This window comes from Ensifer adhaerens, assembly GCF_020035535.1.
Lineage (GTDB): Bacteria > Pseudomonadota > Alphaproteobacteria > Rhizobiales > Rhizobiaceae > Ensifer.
The window spans coordinates 3265887-3288632 of sequence record NZ_CP083349.1; the positions used below are offsets into that span (position 1 = coordinate 3265887).

20 protein-coding genes are annotated in these 22746 nt (G+C 62.8%); 9 read left to right on the top strand and 11 right to left on the bottom strand.

The window, feature by feature from the left end; all coding sequences use genetic code 11:
• Nucleotide 1: 1 nt before the first annotated feature.
• The 5 genes from LAC81_RS16035 (at nucleotide 2) to nudI (ending at nucleotide 5566) form a co-directional block, all read left to right on the top strand.
• Complete coding sequence (locus tag LAC81_RS16035; protein WP_223725598.1) at nucleotides 2-1630, top strand: alpha-D-glucose phosphate-specific phosphoglucomutase; 1629 nt, start codon at nucleotides 2-4, stop codon at nucleotides 1628-1630.
• Nucleotides 1631-1907: 277 nt separating this feature from the next.
• On the top strand, nucleotides 1908-3872 hold the full coding sequence (gene glgX / locus LAC81_RS16040; RefSeq protein WP_223725599.1) for a glycogen debranching protein GlgX: 1965 nt from the start codon (nucleotides 1908-1910) through the stop codon (nucleotides 3870-3872).
• A 74-nt stretch (nucleotides 3873-3946) separates the two neighbouring features.
• Nucleotides 3947-4435: a MaoC family dehydratase gene (locus LAC81_RS16045; RefSeq protein WP_223725600.1), complete on the top strand. Its 489-nt coding sequence runs from the start codon at nucleotides 3947-3949 to the stop codon at nucleotides 4433-4435.
• Between the two features lie 265 nt (nucleotides 4436-4700).
• Nucleotides 4701-4985 carry a GNAT family N-acetyltransferase gene (locus LAC81_RS16050; RefSeq protein WP_235693176.1) on the top strand — a complete coding sequence of 95 codons (285 nt, stop codon included), beginning with the start codon at nucleotides 4701-4703 and terminating at the stop codon, nucleotides 4983-4985.
• Between the two features lie 143 nt (nucleotides 4986-5128).
• Entirely contained in the window at nucleotides 5129-5566 is a 438-nt protein-coding gene (gene nudI, locus LAC81_RS16055; RefSeq protein ID WP_223725601.1) for a nucleoside triphosphatase NudI, read from the top strand.
• Nucleotides 5567-5633: 67 nt separating this feature from the next.
• Here nudI and soxG read toward each other — a convergent pair whose 3' ends face one another.
• From soxG to LAC81_RS16075, 4 genes are read right to left on the bottom strand one after another with little or no spacing between them, the layout of a single operon-like run.
• Nucleotides 5634-6185, bottom strand: coding sequence for a sarcosine oxidase subunit gamma family protein (gene soxG, locus LAC81_RS16060; protein ID WP_223725602.1), 552 nt, complete (start codon nucleotides 6183-6185; stop codon nucleotides 5634-5636).
• Entirely contained in the window at nucleotides 6178-9171 is a 2994-nt protein-coding gene (locus tag LAC81_RS16065) for a sarcosine oxidase subunit alpha (protein WP_223725603.1), read from the bottom strand. The genes soxG and LAC81_RS16065 overlap by 8 nt, the downstream gene beginning before the upstream one ends.
• Nucleotides 9168-9503: a sarcosine oxidase subunit delta gene (locus LAC81_RS16070; protein ID WP_034786877.1), complete on the bottom strand. Its 336-nt coding sequence runs from the start codon at nucleotides 9501-9503 to the stop codon at nucleotides 9168-9170. The genes LAC81_RS16065 and LAC81_RS16070 overlap by 4 nt, the downstream gene beginning before the upstream one ends.
• A gap of 10 nt (nucleotides 9504-9513) precedes the next feature.
• Nucleotides 9514-10767, bottom strand: coding sequence for a sarcosine oxidase subunit beta family protein (locus LAC81_RS16075; protein ID WP_113541154.1), 1254 nt, complete (start codon nucleotides 10765-10767; stop codon nucleotides 9514-9516).
• A 325-nt stretch (nucleotides 10768-11092) separates the two neighbouring features.
• Between LAC81_RS16075 and rpsU the strand changes: the two genes are divergently transcribed.
• The 3 genes from rpsU (at nucleotide 11093) to LAC81_RS16090 (ending at nucleotide 13286) form a co-directional block, all read left to right on the top strand.
• Nucleotides 11093-11305, top strand: coding sequence for a 30S ribosomal protein S21 (gene rpsU / locus LAC81_RS16080; protein WP_034786884.1), 213 nt, complete (start codon nucleotides 11093-11095; stop codon nucleotides 11303-11305).
• A 366-nt stretch (nucleotides 11306-11671) separates the two neighbouring features.
• A complete protein-coding gene (locus LAC81_RS16085) occupies nucleotides 11672-12559 on the top strand; it encodes a tetratricopeptide repeat protein (RefSeq protein ID WP_113541153.1) in 888 nt (295 codons plus the stop codon).
• A gap of 250 nt (nucleotides 12560-12809) precedes the next feature.
• Entirely contained in the window at nucleotides 12810-13286 is a 477-nt protein-coding gene (locus tag LAC81_RS16090; RefSeq protein WP_223725604.1) for a DUF992 domain-containing protein, read from the top strand.
• A gap of 104 nt (nucleotides 13287-13390) precedes the next feature.
• Here LAC81_RS16090 and LAC81_RS16095 read toward each other — a convergent pair whose 3' ends face one another.
• The 6 genes from LAC81_RS16095 to LAC81_RS16120 form a co-directional block, all read right to left on the bottom strand.
• The gene (locus LAC81_RS16095) at nucleotides 13391-14791 is read right to left on the bottom strand and encodes an NAD(P)(+) transhydrogenase (Re/Si-specific) subunit beta (RefSeq protein ID WP_223725605.1); all 1401 of its coding nucleotides are present in this window, start codon (nucleotides 14789-14791) and stop codon (nucleotides 13391-13393) included.
• Between the two features lie 10 nt (nucleotides 14792-14801).
• Nucleotides 14802-15212: an NAD(P) transhydrogenase subunit alpha gene (locus LAC81_RS16100; protein ID WP_223725606.1), complete on the bottom strand. Its 411-nt coding sequence runs from the start codon at nucleotides 15210-15212 to the stop codon at nucleotides 14802-14804.
• Nucleotides 15212-16357: a Re/Si-specific NAD(P)(+) transhydrogenase subunit alpha gene (locus tag LAC81_RS16105; protein ID WP_223725607.1), complete on the bottom strand. Its 1146-nt coding sequence runs from the start codon at nucleotides 16355-16357 to the stop codon at nucleotides 15212-15214. Before LAC81_RS16105 ends, LAC81_RS16100 begins: the two co-directional genes overlap by 1 nt.
• Nucleotides 16358-16748: 391 nt before the next feature.
• Nucleotides 16749-16973 (bottom strand): aa3-type cytochrome c oxidase subunit IV, encoded by a 225-nt coding sequence (locus LAC81_RS16110; protein ID WP_223725608.1) that lies wholly within the window; start codon nucleotides 16971-16973, stop codon nucleotides 16749-16751.
• A gap of 234 nt (nucleotides 16974-17207) precedes the next feature.
• Nucleotides 17208-17981 carry an N-acyl amino acid synthase FeeM domain-containing protein gene (locus LAC81_RS16115; protein WP_223725609.1) on the bottom strand — a complete coding sequence of 258 codons (774 nt, stop codon included), beginning with the start codon at nucleotides 17979-17981 and terminating at the stop codon, nucleotides 17208-17210.
• A gap of 229 nt (nucleotides 17982-18210) precedes the next feature.
• Nucleotides 18211-20520, bottom strand: a complete 2310-nt coding sequence (locus LAC81_RS16120; RefSeq protein WP_223725610.1) for a putative bifunctional diguanylate cyclase/phosphodiesterase — start codon at nucleotides 20518-20520, stop codon at nucleotides 18211-18213.
• A gap of 431 nt (nucleotides 20521-20951) precedes the next feature.
• Between LAC81_RS16120 and LAC81_RS16125 the strand changes: the two genes are divergently transcribed.
• Nucleotides 20952-21710 carry a gamma-glutamyl-gamma-aminobutyrate hydrolase family protein gene (locus LAC81_RS16125; RefSeq protein WP_223725611.1) on the top strand — a complete coding sequence of 253 codons (759 nt, stop codon included), beginning with the start codon at nucleotides 20952-20954 and terminating at the stop codon, nucleotides 21708-21710.
• A gap of 41 nt (nucleotides 21711-21751) precedes the next feature.
• Here the strand turns inward: LAC81_RS16125 and LAC81_RS16130 are convergent, their stop codons facing one another.
• On the bottom strand, nucleotides 21752-22714 hold the full coding sequence (locus tag LAC81_RS16130) for a 2-hydroxyacid dehydrogenase (RefSeq protein WP_223727842.1): 963 nt from the start codon (nucleotides 22712-22714) through the stop codon (nucleotides 21752-21754).
• Nucleotides 22715-22746: the final 32 nt, after the last annotated feature.

Genomic DNA, 22746 nt, shown 5'->3' on the forward strand with positions numbered 1-22746 from the left:
CATGATAAGAACGGTTACCACAACCCCCTACGGCGACCAGAAGCCTGGCACGTCAGGGCTGCGCAAGAAGGTCCCGGTCTTCCAGCAGAAGAACTATGCCGAGAACTTCATCCAGTCGATCTTCGATTCGCTCGAAGGCTTCAAAGGCGAAACGCTGGTGATCGGCGGCGACGGCCGCTACTACAACCGCGAAGTCATCCAGATCGCCATCAAGATGGCGGCGGCCAGCGGCTTCGGCCGTGTGCTCGTCGGTCGCGGAGGCATTCTGTCGACGCCGGCTGCCTCCAACGTCATCCGCAAGTACAAGGCCTTTGGCGGGATCGTGCTTTCAGCCAGCCACAATCCCGGCGGCCCGACCGAAGATTTCGGCATCAAGTACAATATCGGCAATGGCGGCCCGGCGCCGGAAAAGGTCACCGACGCGATCTATGCCCGCAGCAAGGTCATCGACAGCTACAAGATCGCCGATGTCGCCGACATCAATCTTGACGCTGAAGGCACCCAGGAAATCGAAGGCATGACGGTCACCGTCATCGACCCGGTCGCCGACTATGCCGAACTGATGGAAAGCCTGTTCGACTTCGACGCCATCCGCAAGCTGATCGGCGGCGGTTTCCGCGTCGTCTTCGACGCCATGAGCGCCGTCACCGGCCCCTACGCCAAGGAGATCATCGAGAAGCGCCTTGGCGCGCCCAAGGGCTCGGTGATGAATTTCATTCCGTTGCCGGACTTCGGCGGCCATCACCCGGATCCGAACCTGGTGCATGCCCGTGCGCTCTACGAGACGATGATGGGACCGGATGCCCCGGATTTCGGTGCTGCCTCCGACGGCGACGGCGATCGCAACCTCGTCATCGGCCGCGGCATCTTCATCACTCCATCCGACAGTCTGGCGATGCTCGCCGCCAATGCGCATCTGGCACCCGGCTATGCCAAGGGCATCGCCGGTATCGCACGCTCGATGCCGACGAGCGGTGCCGCCGACCGCGTGGCCGAAAAGCTCGGCATCGGCCTCTACGAGACGCCAACCGGCTGGAAGTTCTTTGGCAACCTGCTCGACGAGGGCATGGCGACGATCTGCGGCGAGGAAAGTGCCGGCACCGGCTCCAACCACGTGCGTGAGAAGGACGGGCTCTGGGCCGTGCTGCTCTGGCTCAACATCCTCGCCGTGCGCAAGGAAAGCGCCCTCGATATCGTCAAGAACCATTGGGCGACCTACGGCCGCAACTACTATTCGCGCCATGACTATGAGGAGGTCGATTCCGATGCGGCCAACGGCCTGATCGCCAATTTGCGCAACCAGCTTGCCACGCTGCCCGGCAAGTCCTTCGGCGCACTCAAGGTCGCGACAGCAGACGACTTCGCCTACAACGACCCGGTCGACCATTCCGCCAGCAAGAACCAGGGCATCCGCATCCTGTTCGAGGGCGGCTCCCGCGTCGTCTTCCGCCTGTCGGGCACGGGCACATCTGGCGCGACGCTGCGCGTCTATATCGAGCGCTTCGAGCCGGACGCTTCGCGTCACGACATCGAGACGCAGACGGCGCTCGCCGACCTCATCGCCGTCGCCGACGAGATCGCCGGCATCAAGACCCGCACCGGCCGCACCGAGCCGAGCGTCATTACCTGAGACACAGCATGTCGGGGCCGCTATATGCGGCCCTTTTTTTTGCAGCTTATCCCTCTGCCCTGCCGGGCATCTCCCCGGGGGAGATCGACTTGTGGCAGCCTCCCATTCCACCGCCAAACCGATGTATTGGTTTACGGGTAATGAGGCACTGCAACGTCAATGCCATCTTAGGGCAAAGCCGTGCCGCGAGCCGATCTCCCCTTGTGAGGGAGATGCCCGGCAGGACAGAGGGGAGTGAGCCACACATACCTTCGATACCAGGAAGAGAGCCGCCTTCATGCCGACGATCGGAAATCCACCCCTCGGTGCCACCGTCATTTCCGAAGGCACGCAGTTTGCGGTCTGGTCCCACAATGCCGCCCGTATCGACCTCTGCCTGTTCGACAAGACCGGCACCAAGCAATTGCGCCAACTGCCGATGACACGGAGCGGCGACGTCCACAGCGTGACGGTTGCCGACGCACCGAAGGGAACGCGCTACGGCTTTCGCGCCGATGGCGTCTATTCGCCGGATCATGGTCTCTGGTTCGATCCATCCAAGCTTCTCGTTGATCCCTATGCCTTGGAACTCGACCGCCCGTTCCGCCACGATCCGCGACTGACTATCTTTGGCGAAGACACCGCCGACCTCGTGCCGAAGGCCATCGTCACCGAGGCAAAGCCGGCCAAGGTGAAGGCGCCGCTCTTTCGCGCTGGCGGCCTTGTCTACGAAGTCGCCGTCAAGCCTTTCACCATCCTCCATCCCGAAGTGCCCGAAGCCAAGCGTGGCACCGTGGCCGCCCTCGCCGAGCCCGCCATCATCCAGCATCTGAAGCGCCTCGGTGTCTCGGCGATCGAGTTGATGCCGATCGTCGCCTGGATCGACGAGCGCCATCTGCCGCCTCTCGGGCTGAAAAACGGCTGGGGCTACAATCCGATCGCTCCGATGGCACTCGATCCGCGGATCGTGCCGGGCGGTCTCAAGGAGTTGCGCAAGACGGTCGAAGCGCTGCGCGAGGAAGGCATCGGCGTCATCCTCGACCTCGTCTTCAACCACTCCGGCGAAAGCGATCGCTTCGGCACAACCTTGTCGATGCGCGGCCTCGACAATCTCACCTATTACCGCCATGTCACCGATCGCCCGGGCGAACTGATCAACGATACCGGCTGCGGCAACACGATCGCCTGCGACAACCCGGTGGTCGAGGCACTGATCCTCGACAGTCTGCGCCATTTCGTTCGCGCTGCCGGCGTCGACGGCTTCCGCTTCGATCTCGCCTCGATCCTCGGGCGCGACATGGGTGGCTTCCATCGCGATGCCCGGCTTTTCGGGGCGATTTCAGCCGACCCCCTGCTTGCAGACCGGGTGCTGATCGCCGAGCCTTGGGACGTCGGCCCGGGCGGCTACCAACTCGGCAACTTCCCCGCCCCGTTCCTCGAATGGAACGACCGCGCGCGAGACGACATCCGCATCTACTGGCGCGGAGACCGCCATTCGGTGGGCGCCCTGGCGACGGCTCTCGCCGGCTCTTCAGGGAGCTTTGCCCGCTGGGGCGAAAGCGCGACCAGGACGGTCAACTTCATCGCCGCCCATGACGGCTTCACACTTGCCGACCTCGTTTCCTACGCGGGCAAACACAACGAGGCGAACGGTGAAGAAAACCGCGACGGCCACAACGAAAACCACTCCTGGAACAACGGCGCGGAAGGTCCGACAGCCGATGCGGAAATTCTGGCTGCCCGCCGCCATGACGTGATGGCGCTGATCGGCACGCTGTTTTCCTCCCGTGGCTCCATCATGCTGACGGCGGGCGACGAAGGCGGACGGAGCCAGAAGGGCAACAACAACGCCTATTGCCAGGACAACACGACCACCTGGCTCGACTGGGCGGCGATGGACGACGAGATCGTTTCCCACACGGCAGCACTTTCGGCCATGCGTCGGCGCTTCGGGGTGTTCGACGAGACCGCCTTCCTGACCGGAACGGGCGATGTCGAATGGCGCCGCCTTGACGGTCAGCCGATGGCGACGGGCGACTGGGAGCATCCGGCAACGGACAATCTGATGATGGTGCTCGCAACCCGAGACCACAGCCAGAAACGGGCGACGCGGCTTGCCGTCGTCCTCAATCGCAGCCATGCGCCGCATCCCGTCCGCTTGCCCGACAGTGTCAACGGAAAATGGCAGGATGCGCTGACGGCGTCGGTCCCCGCCGATCACGTCGCGCCGCGCTCGGTCGCCTTCTTCGTCGAGGTTTTCTAAAGCTTTTCCACCACTTGCAGGTTGCAACGGGCGAGCCTATAGATCGCTCGGGGGGCTTGCTTCGAGGCGTTCACATGCTGCAGGACATTTCACTTTCTGAGATCAAGGACCTCGTCGGCAAGGAGGTCGGCGTTTCCGACTGGATCACGGTCACTCAGGAAACGATCGACAAGTTCGCCGAGGCAACCGGCGACTATCAGTACATCCACGTCGACCCGGTCCGCGCCGCTGCCGAGACGCCCTTCGGCGGCACCATCGCGCACGGCTTCCTGTCGCTCTCGCTGCTCTCGGCCATGAACTACAATTGCTTGCCGAAGATCCGCGAGCAGACCATGGGCATCAATTACGGCTTCGAGAAAATGCGTTTCGTGGCGCCGGTGAAGAGCGGCGCCAAGGTGCGCGGCCATTTCATCATGGCGGACGCACGCTTCCGCGGCGCCAGCATGCTGATGATCACCTACGATGTCAGCGTCGAAATCGAAGGCGAGCGCAAGCCGGCGCTGACGGCGACCTGGCAGACCATCATCCAGTTCGACCCCAAGGATCGCCCCGCCGATGCCTGAAGCGGCGTGAGCGACGACCCCCAATGAGCGAAACCGTATCCGTGGCCGATGCGCGTTTCGTCAGCGACTTTGCCGGCTGAGATTTCTCCTTCGAGATCACGGCGGTGGCGCCGCCACCCTTCCTCGGCCCCGCTCTTGGCGCTATTGCTCCCCTTGAGAGCTACATCAAGAACGATGAAACCGATCCGGAAGAGCTCGCGGAGGCCGCCACTGAGCCGCCCTCTTTGCTGCGCGCATCGATGGCAAGCTCGCCGGCTACATCGCGCTGTCGAAGGCGTGGAATGGCTTTGCCGTAGTCGACGACATAGCAGTCGACAAAGCCGCCCGACGGACCGGTGTCGTCAGAGCTCTCGTGGACCGGGCGGTATCATGGGCAAGGGAACAGGGCCTGCCCGGTATCCGGCTCGAGACCCAGTCGAACAATGTCGGGGCTTGCCGGTTCTACGAACGTTACGGCTCCGAACTCGCCGGCTACGACCGGCATCTCTATTCCGCGCTGACGCCTGGAACCCGCGAGATCGCGCGCTACTGGTACTTGCGCTTCGCCTGAAAAGTCGGAGCTCCAAAATCCTCTCAATGGATGACGACGCAATCTTTGCGAGCGACCTGTTCTCGAGAGCTGCGCCATGGCAAGAACGACGATGATCTTGGAAGCGGCACTCTTGGTCGCCCAGTCAGCGAATGGAGAAGTAATTGCGTCAGCGTGTGATTGTGTGCCCCCTCATTCAGAACAAAGGTGCGTATTTACTCTGCAAGATGCCGCCCGATCGCGGCGTGTTTCCCGGGCAATGGGCACTCTCCGGCGGCGGCCTCGAGCCGGGGGAACGGCTGGAGGAAGGCCTGCGCCGTGAAATACGGGAGGAACTTGGAGACCGTCTGGAGATCGCAACCATCAAGCCCTGGACCTTCCGGGACGACATCAGGACAAAGTCCTATGCCGATGGCTCAACCGAGCAGCTGCATATGATCTATCTGATTTTTGACTGCGAAGCGGAAAACCGCGAGGTCATGCTCAACGACGAGTTCGTCGAACACGCCTGGGTCGAACCCGCGCGCCTGCAGGATTACGACCTGAACGAAGCGACCCGGCGCACGCTCTGGGAAAAAGGCATCCTGTCAGCTCAGCAGTGACAGCGAGCAAGTTGAAACAGCATCTGAAAGCCGGGAAGCGCCTACGAGCACATCCCGGCTTTTTTATTCAATGCCCAGCGTCGGCAGCGCCCTCGGAAAGCAGCCCGAAGACGAAGGGCGAGAACGACCGCCAGCACTCGACCCGGAACTGATCCTCAGCCGTGCGGAAGAGGATAATCTCCGCCTTGCCGAGGATCGTGCGCGAGCAGCCACCAATCGGGAAGATCGCCAGCGACAGATCCTGCGGGCAGCCGCTGTTGATGGCGACGTCCGCGCCCGGACCGCTGACGATGATGGCGACGTTGCGATGCGAAATGTCGACCGCCGAATGCAGCGTGCCGCTCGACGCCGCGGCCGCCATAAGGTCGGCTTCGCTTTCGTCGATGACCAGCCACTCGTCCGGGCCGATCCACAGCGCATGGCGGTGGCCGGAAGAAGCCGAGGTCTTCGGCCGTGTCGGCAGCGTCACGCCGAGAGCGGCCGAGAGTGCCGGCAGCGCGTCGGCACCGGCGCGCAGCGAGATGCGGGTTGCCGCCGGCGCCGGCGTCAGGATCGCTTCGGCCGAGCCGCCGCGCGAGGTGAACGCCGCCCTGCGGCTTGCAATTGCCTGGTCAGCCATGGAGGCGGCCCCCTTCCTTGTCAAAGAACACCATGTCGCTCACTTCGACGGCGATGGTACGATCGGTCATCGGCACGTAGAGCGTCTGGCCGAGGCGCTCGCGGCCACCGGCCACCATGGCCAGCGCAATCGAGCGACCGCAGTTTGCCGACCAGTAGGACGACGTCACGTGACCGAGCATGGTCATCGGCTTCGGCTGGTTCGGGTCGGCGACGATCTGCGCGCCTTCCTCCAGCACAACCTTCGGATCCTTGGTGAGAAGGCCGACGAGCTGCTTGCGGCCGTCCTTGACGAGATCCGGACGTTTCAGGCCGCGGATGCCGACGAAGTCGGGCTTCTTCTTGGAGACGGCCCAGGAGAGGCCGGCATCGTCAGGCGTCAGCGTTCCGTCCGTGTCCTGGCCGACGATGATGTAGCCCTTCTCGGCGCGCAGCACGTGCATGGTTTCCGTGCCATAGGCGCAAGCGCCCATCGGCTCGGCCCGCGCCCAGATCGCTTCCCAGATCGCCTGGCCGTAGTCGGCCGGCACGTTGACTTCGAAGCCCAGCTCGCCGGTGAACGACATGCGGAAGAGCCGTGTCGGCACGCCGCAGATCTTGCCCTCGGCGACGCTCATGTGCGGGAAGGCTTCGTTTGAGAGGTCGATGCCTTCGACGAGCGGCGCGATGATCTCGCGCGCCTTCGGTCCCTGGACGGCGATGACCGCCCATTGCTCGGTCGTCGAGGTCAGCCAGACCTTCAGATGCGGGAACTCGGTCTGCAGATAGTCTTCCATGTGGTTCATGACGCGCGGCGCACCGCCGGTCGTCGTCGTCACGTGGAAGCGATCCTCTGCCAGGCGACCGACCACGCCGTCGTCATAGACGAAGCCGTCGTCGCGCAGCATGATGCCGTAGCGGCAGCGGCCGGGCTTCAGGTTGTCCCAGGCGTTGGTGTACATGAGATTGAGGAACTGGGCCGCATCCGGGCCGACGACCTCGATCTTGCCGAGCGTCGAGGCATCGAAGACACCCGCCACATCACGTACCGTCTTGCATTCGCGCGCGACCGCCTCGTGCATGTCTTCGCCGGCACGCGGGTAGAACCAGGCGCGCTTCCAGTTGCCGACATCCTCGAACTCGGCGCCATGCGCTTCCTCCCAGGCATGGATTGGGGTCTTGCGCGCGGGATCGAAGAGAGCGCCGCGCGAATGGTTGACGATCGTGCCGAAGGTCACCGGCGTATAGGGCTGGCGGAAGGTCGTCAGACCCACCTGCGGAATGTCCTTGCCGAGCGCTTCGGCGGCGATCGCCAGACCGTGCATGTTGGAAAGCTTGCCCTGGTCGGACGCCATGCCATTGGTGGTGAAGCGCTTGATGTGCTCGATCGAGTGCATGCCTTCGCGCACCGCGAGACGAATGTCCTTGGCACAGACGTCGTGCTGGAAGTCGATGAAGGCCTTGACGGTCGTGTCCGGACCGGCACCTTCCGCAGCGCCGATCATGCCGCCGGTCCAGCCGAAGCGGTTTTCGCCCGAAAGCGCCACCTGCGCTCCGCCTTCTGCACCGGCCGCCCGTGCGGTCAGTTCGCCGGCGGCAAGCGCCTCGTCGATCGTGGCCTGCAGATCGTCGGTGCCGTTGCAGGCGCCGATCGAAAGGCAATCCTGCAGGTAAGTGCCCGGCAGGAAGCGCTGCGTCGCCGCATCGAACTTAACCTTGCCGCGCGACTGCGAGAAGAGGTGCACCGACGGTGTCCAGCCGGCCGAGACCAAGAGCGCATCGACCGCGATCTTGCGCGCCGAGCCGCCGCCATTGCGGGCGACGCTGATCGAGTTGACCCGCAGCTTGCCGCCGGCCTTGATCACCGAATGCCCGGTCAGCACTTCGATGCCGAGCTTACGCGCTTCCGCCAGCACCGCCTCGCCCGGATTTTCGCGGCAGTCGACGATAACAGGAACCGAAACACCGGCCCGCTTCAGGTCGAAAGCCGCTTCATAGGCCGAGTCATGCGCCGTGTAGACGCCAACCTTGGAGCCGACTGCGACGCCGAAGTGATTGAGATAGGTGCGGCCGGCCGAAGCGAGCATGATGCCCGGGCGGTCGTTGTTGGCAAACACCATGTGCCGCTCGATCTGGCCGTTGGCGAGGATCACCTTCTTGGCGCGCACCTGCCAAAGCCGCTCGCGCGGCAGCGACTTGTCGAGGGCCGCCAGATGATCGGTCACGCGCTCGACGAGGCCGACGAAATTGTGGTTGTAGTAGCCGAAGCCGGTGGTGCGGGTGAGCACCGTGACGTTGTCCATGGAGGCAAGCGTCTTGGCGGTCTCCTGCGCCCAGTCCCAGCCATCCTTGCCGTCGATGGTCGTGCCGCTCTCGTGGCGAAGCGCACCACCGACTTCCGGCTGCTCGTCGCAGATGATCACCTTGGCGCCGGCCTTGGCAGCGGCAAGTGCTGCGGATAGACCGGCAACACCCGCACCGATGACAAGCACATCGCAATGCGCGTAGCGGCTGGCATAGTGATCCGGATCGGCTTCCGTCGGCGTAACGCCGAGGCCGGCAGCACGGCGGATGAAGGGTTCGTAGATCGCGTGCCAGGCGGCCTTCGGCCACATGAAGGTCTTGTAGTAGAAGCCGGCGGCGAAGAACGGTGACATCAGGTCATTGAGACCGCCGATGTCGAAGGCGAGCGACGGCCAGCGGTTCTGCGATTCCACCTTCATGCCGTCGAAGACTTCCTGCACCGTGGCGCGCACGTTCGGCTGGCGGCGGGCGGCATCCCGCGAGACGTCGAGCAGCGCGTTCGGCTCCTCGGCTCCGGCCGAAAGAATGCCGCGCGGGCGGTGGTACTTGAACGAACGGCCGACCAGATGAATGCCGTTGGCAAGCAGCGCCGAAGCGACCGTGTCGCCCTCGAGCGCCGTCAGCGTGCGGCCGTCGAAGGTGAAGCGCGCGGTCCGGGCGGGGGTCAGGCGGCCGACGCCTGGAATGCGATTGGCGCCCATCATTTCGCGGCTCCCTTATCCTGGCCGTTCTTGTCCTGCTCGCTTTGAAGAATGGTGGCGATGTCAGGCTTCGGTTCGCCAGCCTTGTAGGTGGTGTAGAAACGGTCGCTGACCGTATCGCGGGCGGCGTTGAAGAATCGGCCGCAGCCATGGATGTGGCGCCAGCGTTCGAAGATCAGACCCTTGGGGTTCTGACGCAGGAAGAAATATTCCTCAAACTGTTCGTCGGTGATGTCGGCGATGTTTTCCGGGCGGGCGATATGGGCGTCGCCGGCACCGCGGAACTCGAGCTCGGAACGCTCTTCCTCGCAATAGGGGCAGTAGATCAGAAGCATCTCGAAATCCTCAGTGCGCAACGGCGGCGGCAGCCGCTTCGTCGATGAGCCGGCCGGTGCGGAAGCGCTCCAGCGTCAGCCCTGCGGCCAGACGGTGCGGCTCGCCCTTGGCGATCAGATGGGCGAAGAGGTTCGCCGAACCCGGCGTCGCCTTGAAGCCGCCCGTACCCCAACCGGCGTTCAGGAACAGGCCGGGTACCGGCGTGACACCCTGGATCGGTGAGCGGTCCTGGGTGACGTCGACGATGCCGCCCCACTGCCGCATCATCTTCACGCGGCGGAACATCGGGAAGAGTTCGCAGATCGCATCGAGCGTATGGGTGATGATCTGCAGGCCGCCCGTCTGCGAATAGGAATTGTACTGGTCGGTGCCGGCGCCGATGACGAACTCGCCCTTGTCGGACTGCGAGATATAAGCATGCACCGAGTTCGACATGACCACGCAGGGGAAGATCGGCTTCAGCGGTTCGGAGACCAGCGCCTGCAGCGGCTGGCTCTGCAGCGGCACGCGCACATCGGCCATCTGCATCAGCACCGAAGTATGGCCGGCGGCGGAGATGCCGACCTTCTTGGCGCCGATATAGCCGCGGTTGGTGTCGACACCGACGACCCGGCCGGTTTCGTCGCGGCGAATGCCGGTCACTTCGCAGTTCTGGATGATGTGCACGCCTCGGTCGGAGGCGGCACGCGCATAGCCCCAGGCAACCGCATCGTGGCGCGCCGTGCCGCCACGGCGCTGGAGTGCCGCGCCGTTGATCGGGTAGCGCGCCGTCTTGGCGATATCGAGCGGCGGGCAATAGGCTTTGGCCTGCTCCGGCGTCAGCCACTCGTTGTCGATGCCATAGAGGCGGTTGGCATTGATGTGGCGCTTGAACGACTGCTGGTCGTGGATGTTGTGCGACAACATCATGACGCCGCGCGGCGAATACATGACATTGTAGTTCAGGTCCTGCGACAGGTTTTCCCAAAGCTTCAGCGAATGCTCGTAGATGTCCATGCTCTCTTCGTAGAGATAGTTGGACCGGATGATCGTCGTGTTGCGGCCGGTATTGCCGCCCCCGATCCATCCCTTTTCCAGCACCGCGACATTGGTGATGCCGTGTTCCTTGGCGAGATAGTAGGCAGCGCCGAGGCCGTGGCCGCCGCCGCCGATGATGATCACGTCGTATTCCTTGCGCGGCTCCGGCGAAGCCCAATGCGGGCCCCACCCCTTGTGGCCGCGCAACGCCTCGCGCGCCACGGCGAAAACTGAATATTTGCGCATCGGCCTCACTCCATGAACCCCGTTCTCATTGCCGTTAGAAATCGCAAATCCGAAGCCTGCGCAACGTTTCTTTTGCGACGCAATTGCGTGGACTTGCGCGCTGTTGCGACATGGTCGCCGATCGGTTACTTCCAGTGCGAGAACAGGCACGGCCCCGACATCCTAGGATTTTTCAGCACTTCCTCATGTCGTCACTGGACTTTTACCTGATGATCTGGTATCCGCTCCCCTAATCGTAAAGCTTCCAGCTTAGCGAATGTCATTCTTTTGCCTCCGGCACCTGACGGAGTCACAAACAACTCGAACCAAAGGAACGGGATTTCACGTGCAGGTACTTGTCCGCGATAACAATGTCGATCAGGCGCTCCGCGCTCTCAAGAAGAAGATGCAGCGCGAAGGCATTTTCCGCGAAATGAAGATGCGCGACTATTATGAAAAGCCGTCCCAGAAGCGCGCCCGCGAAAAGGCCGAAGCCGTTCGCCGCGTCCGCAAGCTGGCACGCAAGCGTGCACAGCGCGAAGGCCTCCTGGCCCGCTGATTTGTCGTTTTTTCGACGTTATCTAATGTAAGTCGTGGCGGGGGCGAAATATCGCCACCGCCTTTTTTTGGTATGGACATCTTTTCCGCCAACAGGCTAGCGTGATCGACGCTACCGGTGACGGATGGCTGGCCGGAGCGTTTGACCGGACGGTTTGCCGAGGCCCGATGAAGCCCGGCTGCGGAGCCCGCGGGGAGTTTCAGCGGCTCTACTGCATAATTCCTTGGATCGGGGTCGATTTGGGGGCAGAATTGTGCAGAAAATCAACCCGTTACAGTGACCTGAGTGCGTCCTGAAAGACGCGCGGCGCTGTAGGAACGGAAAGCCGACGGCTTTCGAGACCTTGTCGATTTGAGGGATCAACCTTTGACACTTGCTGCCATGACTGCGGACGTCTCCGGTTCTACTGTCCATGAGGCGTCTCGCCGCCACCAGCGCAAGCCAAGGCTTGCTGCCATGCTTCTCCTGGGTTCGGCCCTTCTTCTCGCAGGCTGCACGACCGACGGCCCCGACTCGATGACCAACAAGGTCGAGCGCGAACAGGGCTCGCAGGAAAACATCGCTTCGCTCTCAAGCGTGATCGCCTCGAACCCGAGCGACCCGGAAGGCTATAACGTCCGAGGTTCCGCCTATGGCCGCGCCGGCGAATATCGCCGGGCGATCGCCGATTTCGACCAGGCGATCCAGCTCAATCCGCGCTTCTACCAGGCCTATGCCAACCGGGCGCTCGTCCATCGCAACATGGGCAACACCCAGGCCGCTCTCGCCGACTACAACATGGCACTGCAGCTCAATGGCAGCTACGACGTCGCCTATATCGGCCGCGGCAACCTCTATCGCCAGGCCGGCCAGCTCGATTCCGCCTTCAACGATTTCAACAAGGCGATCCAGCTCGATACGACCGATCCCCGCGCCTACCACAATCGCGGCCTGATCTATCAGGCACGCAACCAGCACGGCCAGGCGATCGAAGATTTCTCGACGGCGATCTCGCTGTCGCCGAGCTCGCCGGAGCCCTACAACGGCCGCGGTATTTCCTACGTCGCCCAGGGCGACGACGACAACGCCTTCTCCGACTTCAACACCGCGATCAACCTCAACGGCAAGGTCGCCGAATCCTGGGCCAACCAGGCGCTGATCTACGAGCGCAAGGGCGACAAGGCCAAGGCGTCGAAGTCCTATTCGCACGCATTGCAGCTCGATCCAAAATACGAGCCGGCGCGTGCAGGCCTGGCGCGCGTCAAGGCGTCCTAACCGCCTCACCGATCATGGTTTTGGAAACGCCCGCGATTGCCTCGCGGGCGTTTTCATTTGTGCCGTTTGCCACCCTGCCCGTTCCGCCACGGCGGAACCTTCCCGGTCATCATCCGTTTGCCAAAGGCGTCACTGCCTGTTTCCATGGATCGGCTCCGAACCATGGAAAAACATGCAGCTATTCAAAGTGCTACCGCGCCTCTGGCGCGCCTTGAAGAAGGCGCAGCGCGGCAAGAACGGAGAGCAAGCAATGATCAAACGAACCCTCGTCACTGCGCTGGCACTGGCCGCGCTTGCCACGGGCCCGGCAGCCGCCGAGAACTATGTCGCGTTCGGCCGTCTCGTCTGCGGTTCGGAAGGCGGCACCGGCATGATCGTGACCTCGACCAAGAACCTGATGTGCACCTTCACGCCAACCAATGGCGGACCGAAAGCCGTCTATGCCGGCTCCATCCGAAAGATCGGCATCGACATCGGCAAGACCGGGAAGAGCACGATGGTCTGGGATGTCTTTGCCAAGACCGGAACGCCGGCCAGCGAATTCGCCCTTGCGGGCGAATACTACGGCGTCGGCGCCGATGCGAGCCTCGCGGTCGGCGGCGGTGCCAAGGTTATCGGCGGCGGCACCAACAAGGCCTTCATGCTGCAGCCGGTCAACGTCCAGGTCCAGGAGGGGCTAAACGTCGCGGTCGGCGTCGACGAACTGACGCTGGCACCGGCCGGCTAAGTCAATTCCAGGACGATGCGACAAAGCGCTTCATTGGAATACGCCCCAACGCAAAACGCCCGCCGAAAGGCGGGCGTTCCATGTCGACCAGCTCCAAGTGGCGCTTAAGCGTGCAGCGCCTTGACGATATCTTCCGTCACCTTCTTGGCGTCGCCGAGCAGCATCATCGTGCCGTCCTTGTAGAACAGCGTGTTGTCGATGCCGGCATAGCCGGAGCCAAGCGAGCGCTTGACGAAGAGGCAGGTCTTGGCCTTGTCGACGTCGAGGATCGGCATGCCATAGATCGGCGAGGACTTGTCATCGCGCGCCGCCGGGTTGGTGACGTCGTTGGCACCGATGACATAGGCGACGTCGGCCTGCGCGAACTCGGAGTTGATGTCCTCGAGTTCGAACACTTCGTCATAGGGCACATTCGCTTCCGCGAGCAGCACGTTCATGTGGCCGGGCATGCGGCCCGCGACCGGGTGGATCGCGTATTTCACCTCGACGCCCGCCGCCTTCAGCTGGTCGGCCATTTCACGCAGCGCATGCTGGGCCTGGGCGACTGCCATGCCGTAGCCCGGCACGATGATCACCTTGGAGGCGTTTGCCATCAGGAAGGCCGCGTCGTCTGCGGAACCCTGCTTGACGGTGCGCTGGACACCATCGTCGCTGCCAGCCGCCGCGGTCTCTCCGCCGAAGCCGCCGAGGATGACCGAGATGAACGAGCGGTTCATGCCCTTGCACATGATGTAGGAAAGGATCGCACCGGAGGAGCCGACGAGCGCACCGGTGATGATCAGGGCCAGGTTACCGAGCGTGAAGCCGATGCCGGCCGCAGCCCAACCCGAATAGGAGTTGAGCATCGACACCACCACCGGCATGTCCGCGCCGCCGATCGGGATGATGATCAGCACGCCAAGCGCCAGCGACAGCACGACGATCAGCCAGAACACCGTCGTGCTCTGCGTCAGCACCAGCATGATCACCAGGACGACGAGCGCGATCGCCAGGCCCGCATTGATGGCGTGACGACCCGAAAGCATGATCGGTTTGCCGGACATGCGACCATCGAGCTTCAGGAAGGCGATGACCGAGCCGGTAAAGGTGATCGCGCCGATGGCAACACCGAGCGACATTTCGACCAGCGCCTGCGCATGGATGTCGCCGACGGTGCCGATGCCGAAACTCTCGGGCGCATACATGGCGGCGGCCGCCACCATGACGGCGGCAAGACCGACCAGCGAGTGAAAGGCGGCGACGAGCTGCGGCATCGACGTCATAGCGATGCGACGGGCAATCACCGCGCCGACACCACCGCCGATCGCGAGGCCGAGCACGATCAGCATCAGGCCACCGAAGCTCGGCTTGGCGAGCAGCAGCGTCGTGACGGTGGCAATGCCCATGCCGATCATGCCGTAGGTGTTGCCCTTGCGGCTGGTGGTCGGGTGCGAGAGGCCGCGCAGCGCCATGATGAACAGGACGCCGGAGACCAGGTAGAGGAAGGCTGCGAAGTTCGCGTTCATCGGGCCGGCCTCACTTGTCTTTTTTCTTGTACATGGCGAGCATGCGCTGGGTGACAAGGAAGCCGCCGAAGATGTTGACGGAGGCAAGCACCAGCGCCACGAAGCCGAAGCCGGTCGCCAAGCCCGAGGCAGAGATGCCGACGGCGAGCAGCGCGCCGACGACGATGACCGAGGAAATCGCGTTGGTAACCGCCATCAGCGGCGTGTGCAGCGCCGGCGTCACCGACCAGACCACGTAGTAGCCGACGAAGATCGCCAGAACGAAGATCGCCAGGCGAAAGACGAAGGGATCGATCGCTCCGCCGGTGGCGCCATGGGCGATAACGCCGGCCGAATCGGGCACATATTCCGCGGCGGTGCGAACCGCTTCTACCGCCCGGTCGAGATCGGCGAGCGCCTTGTCGAGAAGTTCATTCGCCATCACTTGTCCCCCTTGCTGGCACCGAAGTTCGGATGCACGACCTCACCGCCATGGGTAAGCGCCGTCGCCTTTACGAGCTCGTCCTCCATATTGACCGCAAGCGCCTTGGTCTCCTTGGAGACCATCGTCTCCAGGAAGGTGACAAGGTTCTTGGCATAGAGGCCGGATGCGGAAGCGGCGATGCGGCCCGGTACGTTCAGATGGCCGATGACCTTGACGCCCTCGACCTCGGCAACCTTGCCGGCCTCCGCGCCCTCGACGTTGCCGCCGCGCTCAACCGCAAGGTCGACGGCGATCGAGCCCGGCTTCATGCTCTTCAGCATGTCGCAGGTAACGAGCCGCGGCGCCGGACGACCGGGGATGAGCGCCGTGGTGATGACGATGTCCTGCTTGGCGATATGCTCGGCAACGAGTGCTGCCTGTTTCGCCCGATACTCCTTGGACATTTCCTTGGCGTAGCCGCCAGCGGTTTCGGCCGCCTTGAACTCTTCGTCCTCGACAGCGATGAACTTGGCGCCAAGTGAGGCGACCTGTTCCTTGGCTGCCGGACGCACGTCCGTTGCCGAGACCACGGCACCGAGACGGCGGGCCGTCGCGATCGCCTGAAGTCCGGCAACGCCGGCACCCATGACGAAGACCTTGGCGGCAGGAACCGTACCGGCCGCCGTCATCATCATCGGCAATGCCCGATCATATTCGTAGGCCGCGTCGATCACCGCCTGATAGCCGGCGAGGTTCGCCTGGCTCGAGAGCACGTCCATCGACTGTGCACGAGTGATGCGCGGCATGAGTTCCATGGCGAAGGCGGTCAAGCCCGCCTTGGCCATCTCGGCGATTGCCGCCTCGTTGCCATAGGGATCCATGATGGCAATGACGATGGCGCCCGACTTGTAGCTACCGATTTCGGCAGTCGTCGGTCGACGGACCTTGAGCACGACATCCGCCGTCTTGGCGTCTGCGGTCGTGCCGATCCTGGCTCCGGCCTTTTCGAACTCGGCGTCCGGAATACGCGACAGAAATCCGGCGCCCGCCTCGACGACGACGTCGAAGCCGAGACCCTTCAATTTCTTCACGGCATCCGGTGATGCGGCAACGCGACCTTCGTTCGGGTCCGTTTCCTTGGCGACAAAGACGATCTCGCTCACAAGTCCCCCTCCTGGCCGCAATCGAGCCAAGGCCGGAATGCGGGCATTCTCTCCGACTGCAAAGCGGGTGGGCCTATCGGGCCGACACGCCCTCATGTGCGCGGCACACGCGTGCCCGGCGCAATCTGCTGGAGCAAGCCATCGCCTGAATGCGGGACCTTAGGCGATCCACCGGCATCGAGCCAAGATCCGGCTCTGCGGGCCTGCTGTCCACTCCTCCCTCACGCGGGTGAGGATTATCCGCCCCTGCCCTTCGATGGGCATCCGGGCTGCAAGCCATATATACGTCGAGGCCTCCAGCCGACGACATGCAGCGTCTTGCGGGCAAACGCCCGGTCGCCGAGGAAGCACGGTCAGCGCACTCCCTCAACGGTCGGTTCGGTCGCGCCGATTAGCGAAGGAAGAAGAAACCGGCGACGTTAAGCAAAACGAAGAGCACGAGCGAGGAGAAGAAGCCCATCGTCGTGAAGAAAGCGGCAGCCATGGCAATCAGCAGCGCCACGCAGAACATCGTGCCGTACTTCGATGCGCTCAGGAACATGAGGTAGGTCTTCTCGTGCTCCGGATAGTCCATCGGAGCGCCCACATCGACCGGTCCAGAATGATGCTCAGCCATCGTTCAAATTCTCCCTGAATGCCACGGCGCGAACCTTGATCGTCGCCGCCTGTAATCGAAGCATGGCTCCCGCGAAAAGTCGCGAAAACCCCTATAGCTGCCCTTACACAATGCGCGGGGTCGGTGCAACGAAAACCGGTCCTCCAGTCGTATCCGTTGGGGCGATATGTCGCGGCCGGCAGCAAGGTTGGCGCGCATACGCGCCTCACCATCACACGCCGGCGTCGACGACCATTAGCGGAAGACGGAGGTTCGATAGGAGCGACCGTAGCCGGATTGCGCCATGCGCGCGGTCGGCAGGATCGTCAGCGGCGCGAACGGGACCTCGCTGCGGTCGGCAAACATCATGCGGCGTTCGAACGGTTCGGAATCGAAGACCGGGTAGCGGTCGAGGATCGACGGCCGCTGCCCCCGCACCTGCGCCACCAGAAGCGCGCCGTCGGCGTTGTAGACACCGAGATTCTCGCGCTTGGCGACAACCGTCTCCGACGCAAAGATGCGTTTGTAGAAAGCCGCGTGGCGCGGACGGCAGGCCGTCAGGCAGCGGTCGGCAGCGAAATACTCGCAGGCCATCGCGACCGGTCGCAGCGTCAGATAGGGAAGCGCCCGCATCTCGTCGCCGATCACGTCAGGATCGACCGCCAACCGGCCGGGATCGACCAGCACCATGCCGGCATCGAGGAACGCGTCGATCTCGGGAGCGAAGATCATGCCCGACGTGCTGGCGCGATGATCCGGCGTCACATGATGAACGCGCACGGTGCTGACAAGCACTTCGTCGAGATAGAGACCGAAGACATAGGCGTGACTGTCGAAATCGAGATCGTCGATGAGCGTCGAGCCGGTCAGCTCCATCAGATTGACGGACTTGTAGGACTTGTAGCGCAGCCGCGCGATATCCTCCATATCCTCGCCGGTCTCGACCCGCCGGTATTCGACACGATCGAGCAATTGCATCAGCTTTTCAGAAAAACGCCCAGGCTCCGCCTGTTGTGCCGTCTCACCCATATTCCAAACCTCATGGTTAACAAATCGTTAACCTATTGACGGAAAATGGGGCGGCAACCGCAAAACGGAACAGTTCACCGTTAACTTTTTGTTAACCCTAAAAATTCGTAAATTTATTCGATCGACTTGGAGCTATGCGCGCCAAAGCGGGACGCATTTGCGCCACCTAATCAACGGCTTGCCGCCGGAAGGGCAGCATCAAAACAGGACGGAATCTGAGGTGTCGGCGTCAGGCGATGCGCTTGCTGCTGGGTTTTGTGCCCCGTTTTGGCACACCATTCTTGCAAAGCGTCGCAATTGCGGAAGCAGGCATGGGGGCAGCGAAGACGAACCCCTGTATCAAATCAGCACAATTATGCTCGGTGATGAGCTGTAACTGATCGGTCGTTTCGACGCCCTCGACGACGATGCGCAAGCCGAGCGCGCGGGCGAGATTTGCCGTACCGCGCAGGAGCTTGAAGCGGCGCGAGTCCTCGCGGATGTTGCGCACGAAGGAGCGATCGATCTTGATGATGTCGACCGGCAGGGCATCGAGGTAGCTGAGGCTTGAATAGCCGGTGCCAAAATCGTCGATGGCAATGGTGATGCCGAGGCCCCGCAGCTCGCGCAGGATCGCCTGCACCTTGAGCGGCTCATCCATCAGGCAGCTTTCGGTTACCTCCAGATGCAGCCGCGACGCATCAAGGCCGGTGGCCTGCAGCGCATCCGTCACCATCGTGACGATCTCGCTGCTGCGCAGGTCGAGAACCGAGAGATTGACGGAGACGGACACCTCATTCGGCCAGTCCATGCAATCCCGGCATGCGTGATCGAGCATGAAACGCGTGATCTCCGTGACCAGCCCCAACTCCTCGGCAAGCTGGATGAACACGTTCGGCGGTACGGGCCCGCGCTCCGGATGCGTCCAGCGGGCCAACGCTTCGCAGCACTCGACCCGGCCGCCGCTCGGCGCGAACATCGGTTGGTAGGAGAGTGTCAGGTTGCGGGCATTGATCGCCTCGCGCAAATCCGCCTTCAGCTTCTGACGGTCGACGTAGCGGGCATCCATCTCGACTTCGAACGCGGTGCAGCCACCCCGGTTGCGCAGCTTGGTTTCCGAAAGCGCAAGATCCGCCTTGATTTGTAGGTCTTCGAGTTTCACATCCACGTTCGGCGCGATGACGAAGCCAGCGCTCATTGTCATGTTGAAGGTGAAGCCGCCGGCAACGTAGGTGCCGCGCAGATCCGAATGGAGGCCACGCATCCGTTCTTCCAGGTCGGCCACATCGGCTGCGTTCGGAAAGAACACGACAAACTCGTCGCCCATCAGCCGCGCGGCAATCGCATCGTCGCCCACAAGCGCTTTCAGCCGGCCGGCAATCGCCTGCAGCAGCTTGTCGCCGACGATATGGCCGCGCATGTCGTTGACATGTTTGAACTCGGTGACGTCGAGAACCATCAGACCGACGAGCCGTTCCTGCTTTTCGTCGCCGCTTGCAGCGGCCACGACCAGCTCTCCGAAATAATCGCGGCTCGGCAGCTCCGTCAGCTTGTCGAACCGCACCATGTGCAGGATCTGCTTGTCCGCCTGCACACGCGCCGTCACGTCCTCGAAGATCAGCACGATATCGCCATTGTCGCGGCGGCTGGCTGAAAACTCGAGATGCAGTTCCTCGCTCACCGGGATCAACACTTGCGGGCGCTTGCCCTTGAGCAGGAGATCGAGTTGGCGCGAGATCGCCTTGGTCTTGTCGGCATCGAGCCGCATGCGCCGCGCGCCACGCCGGATCACGTCGTCAAGCAGCCAGTCCTTGAGCTCGGTCCTGTCGCCAAGCGCCAGCAACTCGCTGGCGCGCTCATTGGCCACCACCACGCGGCCGTCGCCATCCAGCATGAACAGGCCATGCGTCATGTTGTTGAGCGCGGCGTCGAACTGGCCGGCAATGGTCGCGATTTCCCGTGCGGCCAACACGTTCTCATAGAGGAAGGCGCGCACATTGTTGGCCATCATCCAGGTGGAAAGGATGAACGGCAGGATCAGCAATGCCAGCGCCAACATGAACACGTCCTGCAGCGTGATCAGGCCGATCACGATCGGCAGGCACGCCGACGAAGACAGGAGAAGTACGGCCCGCTCGGAGCCATAATTGCGCCCAACGAGCGAAATCATCGAGGCCAGCGTCACCGATATGGTGGCGAGCTCGGAAAAGGAATCCTGGCTGACGGCGATGGCATAACCGCAGGCGATGCCGCAGGTGAGCGTGACGCTGACACCGCCGACGATGTAGCGGTTCTCCCATTTTCGAACCATCGCCCGGTCGGCATTGGAGAAGTCCTGCCGGTCGAACCGCGCCATGTCGAGATTGCGCAGCGCCCAAAGCACAAAGATCACGCCGGAGCAGGCAAGGTAAAGCGGATCGCTTGTCTTCAGATAGACGAGCAGGAACGTCACGACATGCGACAACATGCCGATCAGCAACGTTTTGCGATGTTCGTAGAGCGAGCTCACGGATGACAGATACACGTCAGTCGGAAGAGCGCTCTGTCCAAGTCGCATCATGAACCAAGCTCCGGTTTACCGGATTGTTAGGGGTGATGACTTAACGAATGATTTCGTCTAACGCCCCGAAAAAAGTACCGAATCCCAGAAAAGCCACCGGGTCGTGCCGGCAGGACCGAAGAGTTCAACTCAGTAGTGCGAACCGCGCTGAACAGTACTCGGTTTCTGCAACCGAACATAGGTATCAGCACAATAAAAGGGCCCCGCTGCAACTCCAGCAATTCTACGATTGCGGCGGACGATCCCAAATTTGCGTGCGGGATGGTTACCCGAATCTAAAGAATTACCTGCAACTTCCTGCCGTTTTCTGGTCGTGTTCGCTGCCGCTCCGCCCTTGGATCGACGCAGTGATCACGTTCACTCGCTTCTCAGTTGACTTTCATCCGCAACTGAAGGCAAGGCTTTTCTGGAGCGTGTTACGGAGCCTGATGATGTCGAAGCCTGTCGTTGCCATCCCCTGCGATTTCCGCGAATTCGACGGCAATGTCTGGCATGTCGTCGCCCATCAATATGTGCGCGCCGCGGTTGAAGGCGCAGGCGTCATGCCCTTCCTCATTCCAGCGCTCGAATCCGGCAACGACGTCGACGAAATCCTCGATCGCGTCGATGGCGTGCTTGCAAGCGGCGCCCGCTCGAACGTGCACCCGTCGCTCTATGGCCAGGAGGCCAGGGACACGGATGGCCCCTTCGATCCCGGCCGCGACGCCACGAGCCTGCCGCTGATCACCCGGGCGCTGGAGCGCGGCGTGCCGTTGCTCGCCATCTGTCGCGGCATTCAGGAACTGAACGTTGCGCTCGGCGGCACGCTCGCATCCGAAATCCAGGACCAGCCTGGAATCTGGGATCATCGTAAACCCGACGTGAAGGAACTCGACGTCGCCTATGGCATCCGTCAGGACGTCATCGTCAAGGAAGGCAGCTGCCTCGCTCCGGTGCTTGGCGCCGGCCGCATCCGCGTCAACTCGCTGCATCGCCAGGCAATCGGCGCCGCAGCCCCCCGCCTCGCAGTCGAAGCTGTCGCCGATGACGGCACGATCGAAGCGGTGTCAGTGATCGGCGCCAAGGCCTTTGCCGTCGGCGTGCAATGGCATCCGGAATATTGGGTGCGAACGGACACGCCCTCGGCCAGCCTGTTCAAGGCTTTCGGCGACGCCGTGCGGACCTACGCCGCCGGCCGCTTGGCCGCCTGAGACCCTTACTGTTTCGCTGCCTAAGGTAACGACGCGAGTCGTCAGACCGCGCGACGCGTGAACGGCGTTTCCGGCACTGGCGTCAGCGCCTTCCCGGTCGCGAACCAGGCTGCGATGTTGTCGGCGACGAGATCGGCCATGGCGTTGCGTGTCACCACTGAAGCCGAGGCCACATGTGGCAGCAGCGAGACATTCGGCAGCGCCATCAGCGCATCCGGTACCTGCGGTTCGTTTTCAAAGACGTCGAGGCCCGCACCGGCAATCACCCCGCCCTGAAGCGCCGCGATCAGCGCCGGTTCGTCGACAGTGGAGCCGCGGCCGACATTGATCAGCACGCCATTGCCGCCGAGCGCCGCAAGCACCTCCGCGTTGACGGTTCGCCGCGTCGCCTCTGTTCCGGGCACGATGACAACGAGCGTATCGACTGCGGCCGCGAGGCCGGTCAGCGTCGGATGATAGACATAGGACAGGCCTTCGCGCGGACTGCGCGTGTGATAGGCAATCGAGACACCGAAGGCTTCCAGCCGTCTGGCGATCGAAAGACCGATGCGCCCGAGACCGTATAGGCCGACGCTGCGGCCACGCAGGGAAAGCGGCGACAGCGGAAACGCGCCGTCACGGCTCCAGCGCCCCTGGCGCAAGTATTCTTCTGCTCGCGGAAGCTGGCGGAGCGTGTTCAGCAGCAGGCCGATCGCAGTATCGGCCACCTCTTCAGTCAACACGTCGGGCGTATTGCTGACGGTGATGCCCTTGGCGGCGGCACGCGCGACCTCGACGCCGTCGTAGCCGACGCCGAAATTGGCGATGATCTCGAGTTGCGGCAGGACATCCATCAGCGCTCCGGGCAACCGGCCGGCAACAGCTACCGCTTTCACGTCCCGCATATCCGGCGTCACCAATACCGGGTCGGCGCTCTCGATCCTGACCACTTCGAACGCGTCAGCCAGTCGATCGATGACCCGCTGGTTGATCTTTCCGGGCACGAGAACGCGCGTGCGGTGCACAGACATGGGCAGCTCCTGTCGGGAGGAAGGTC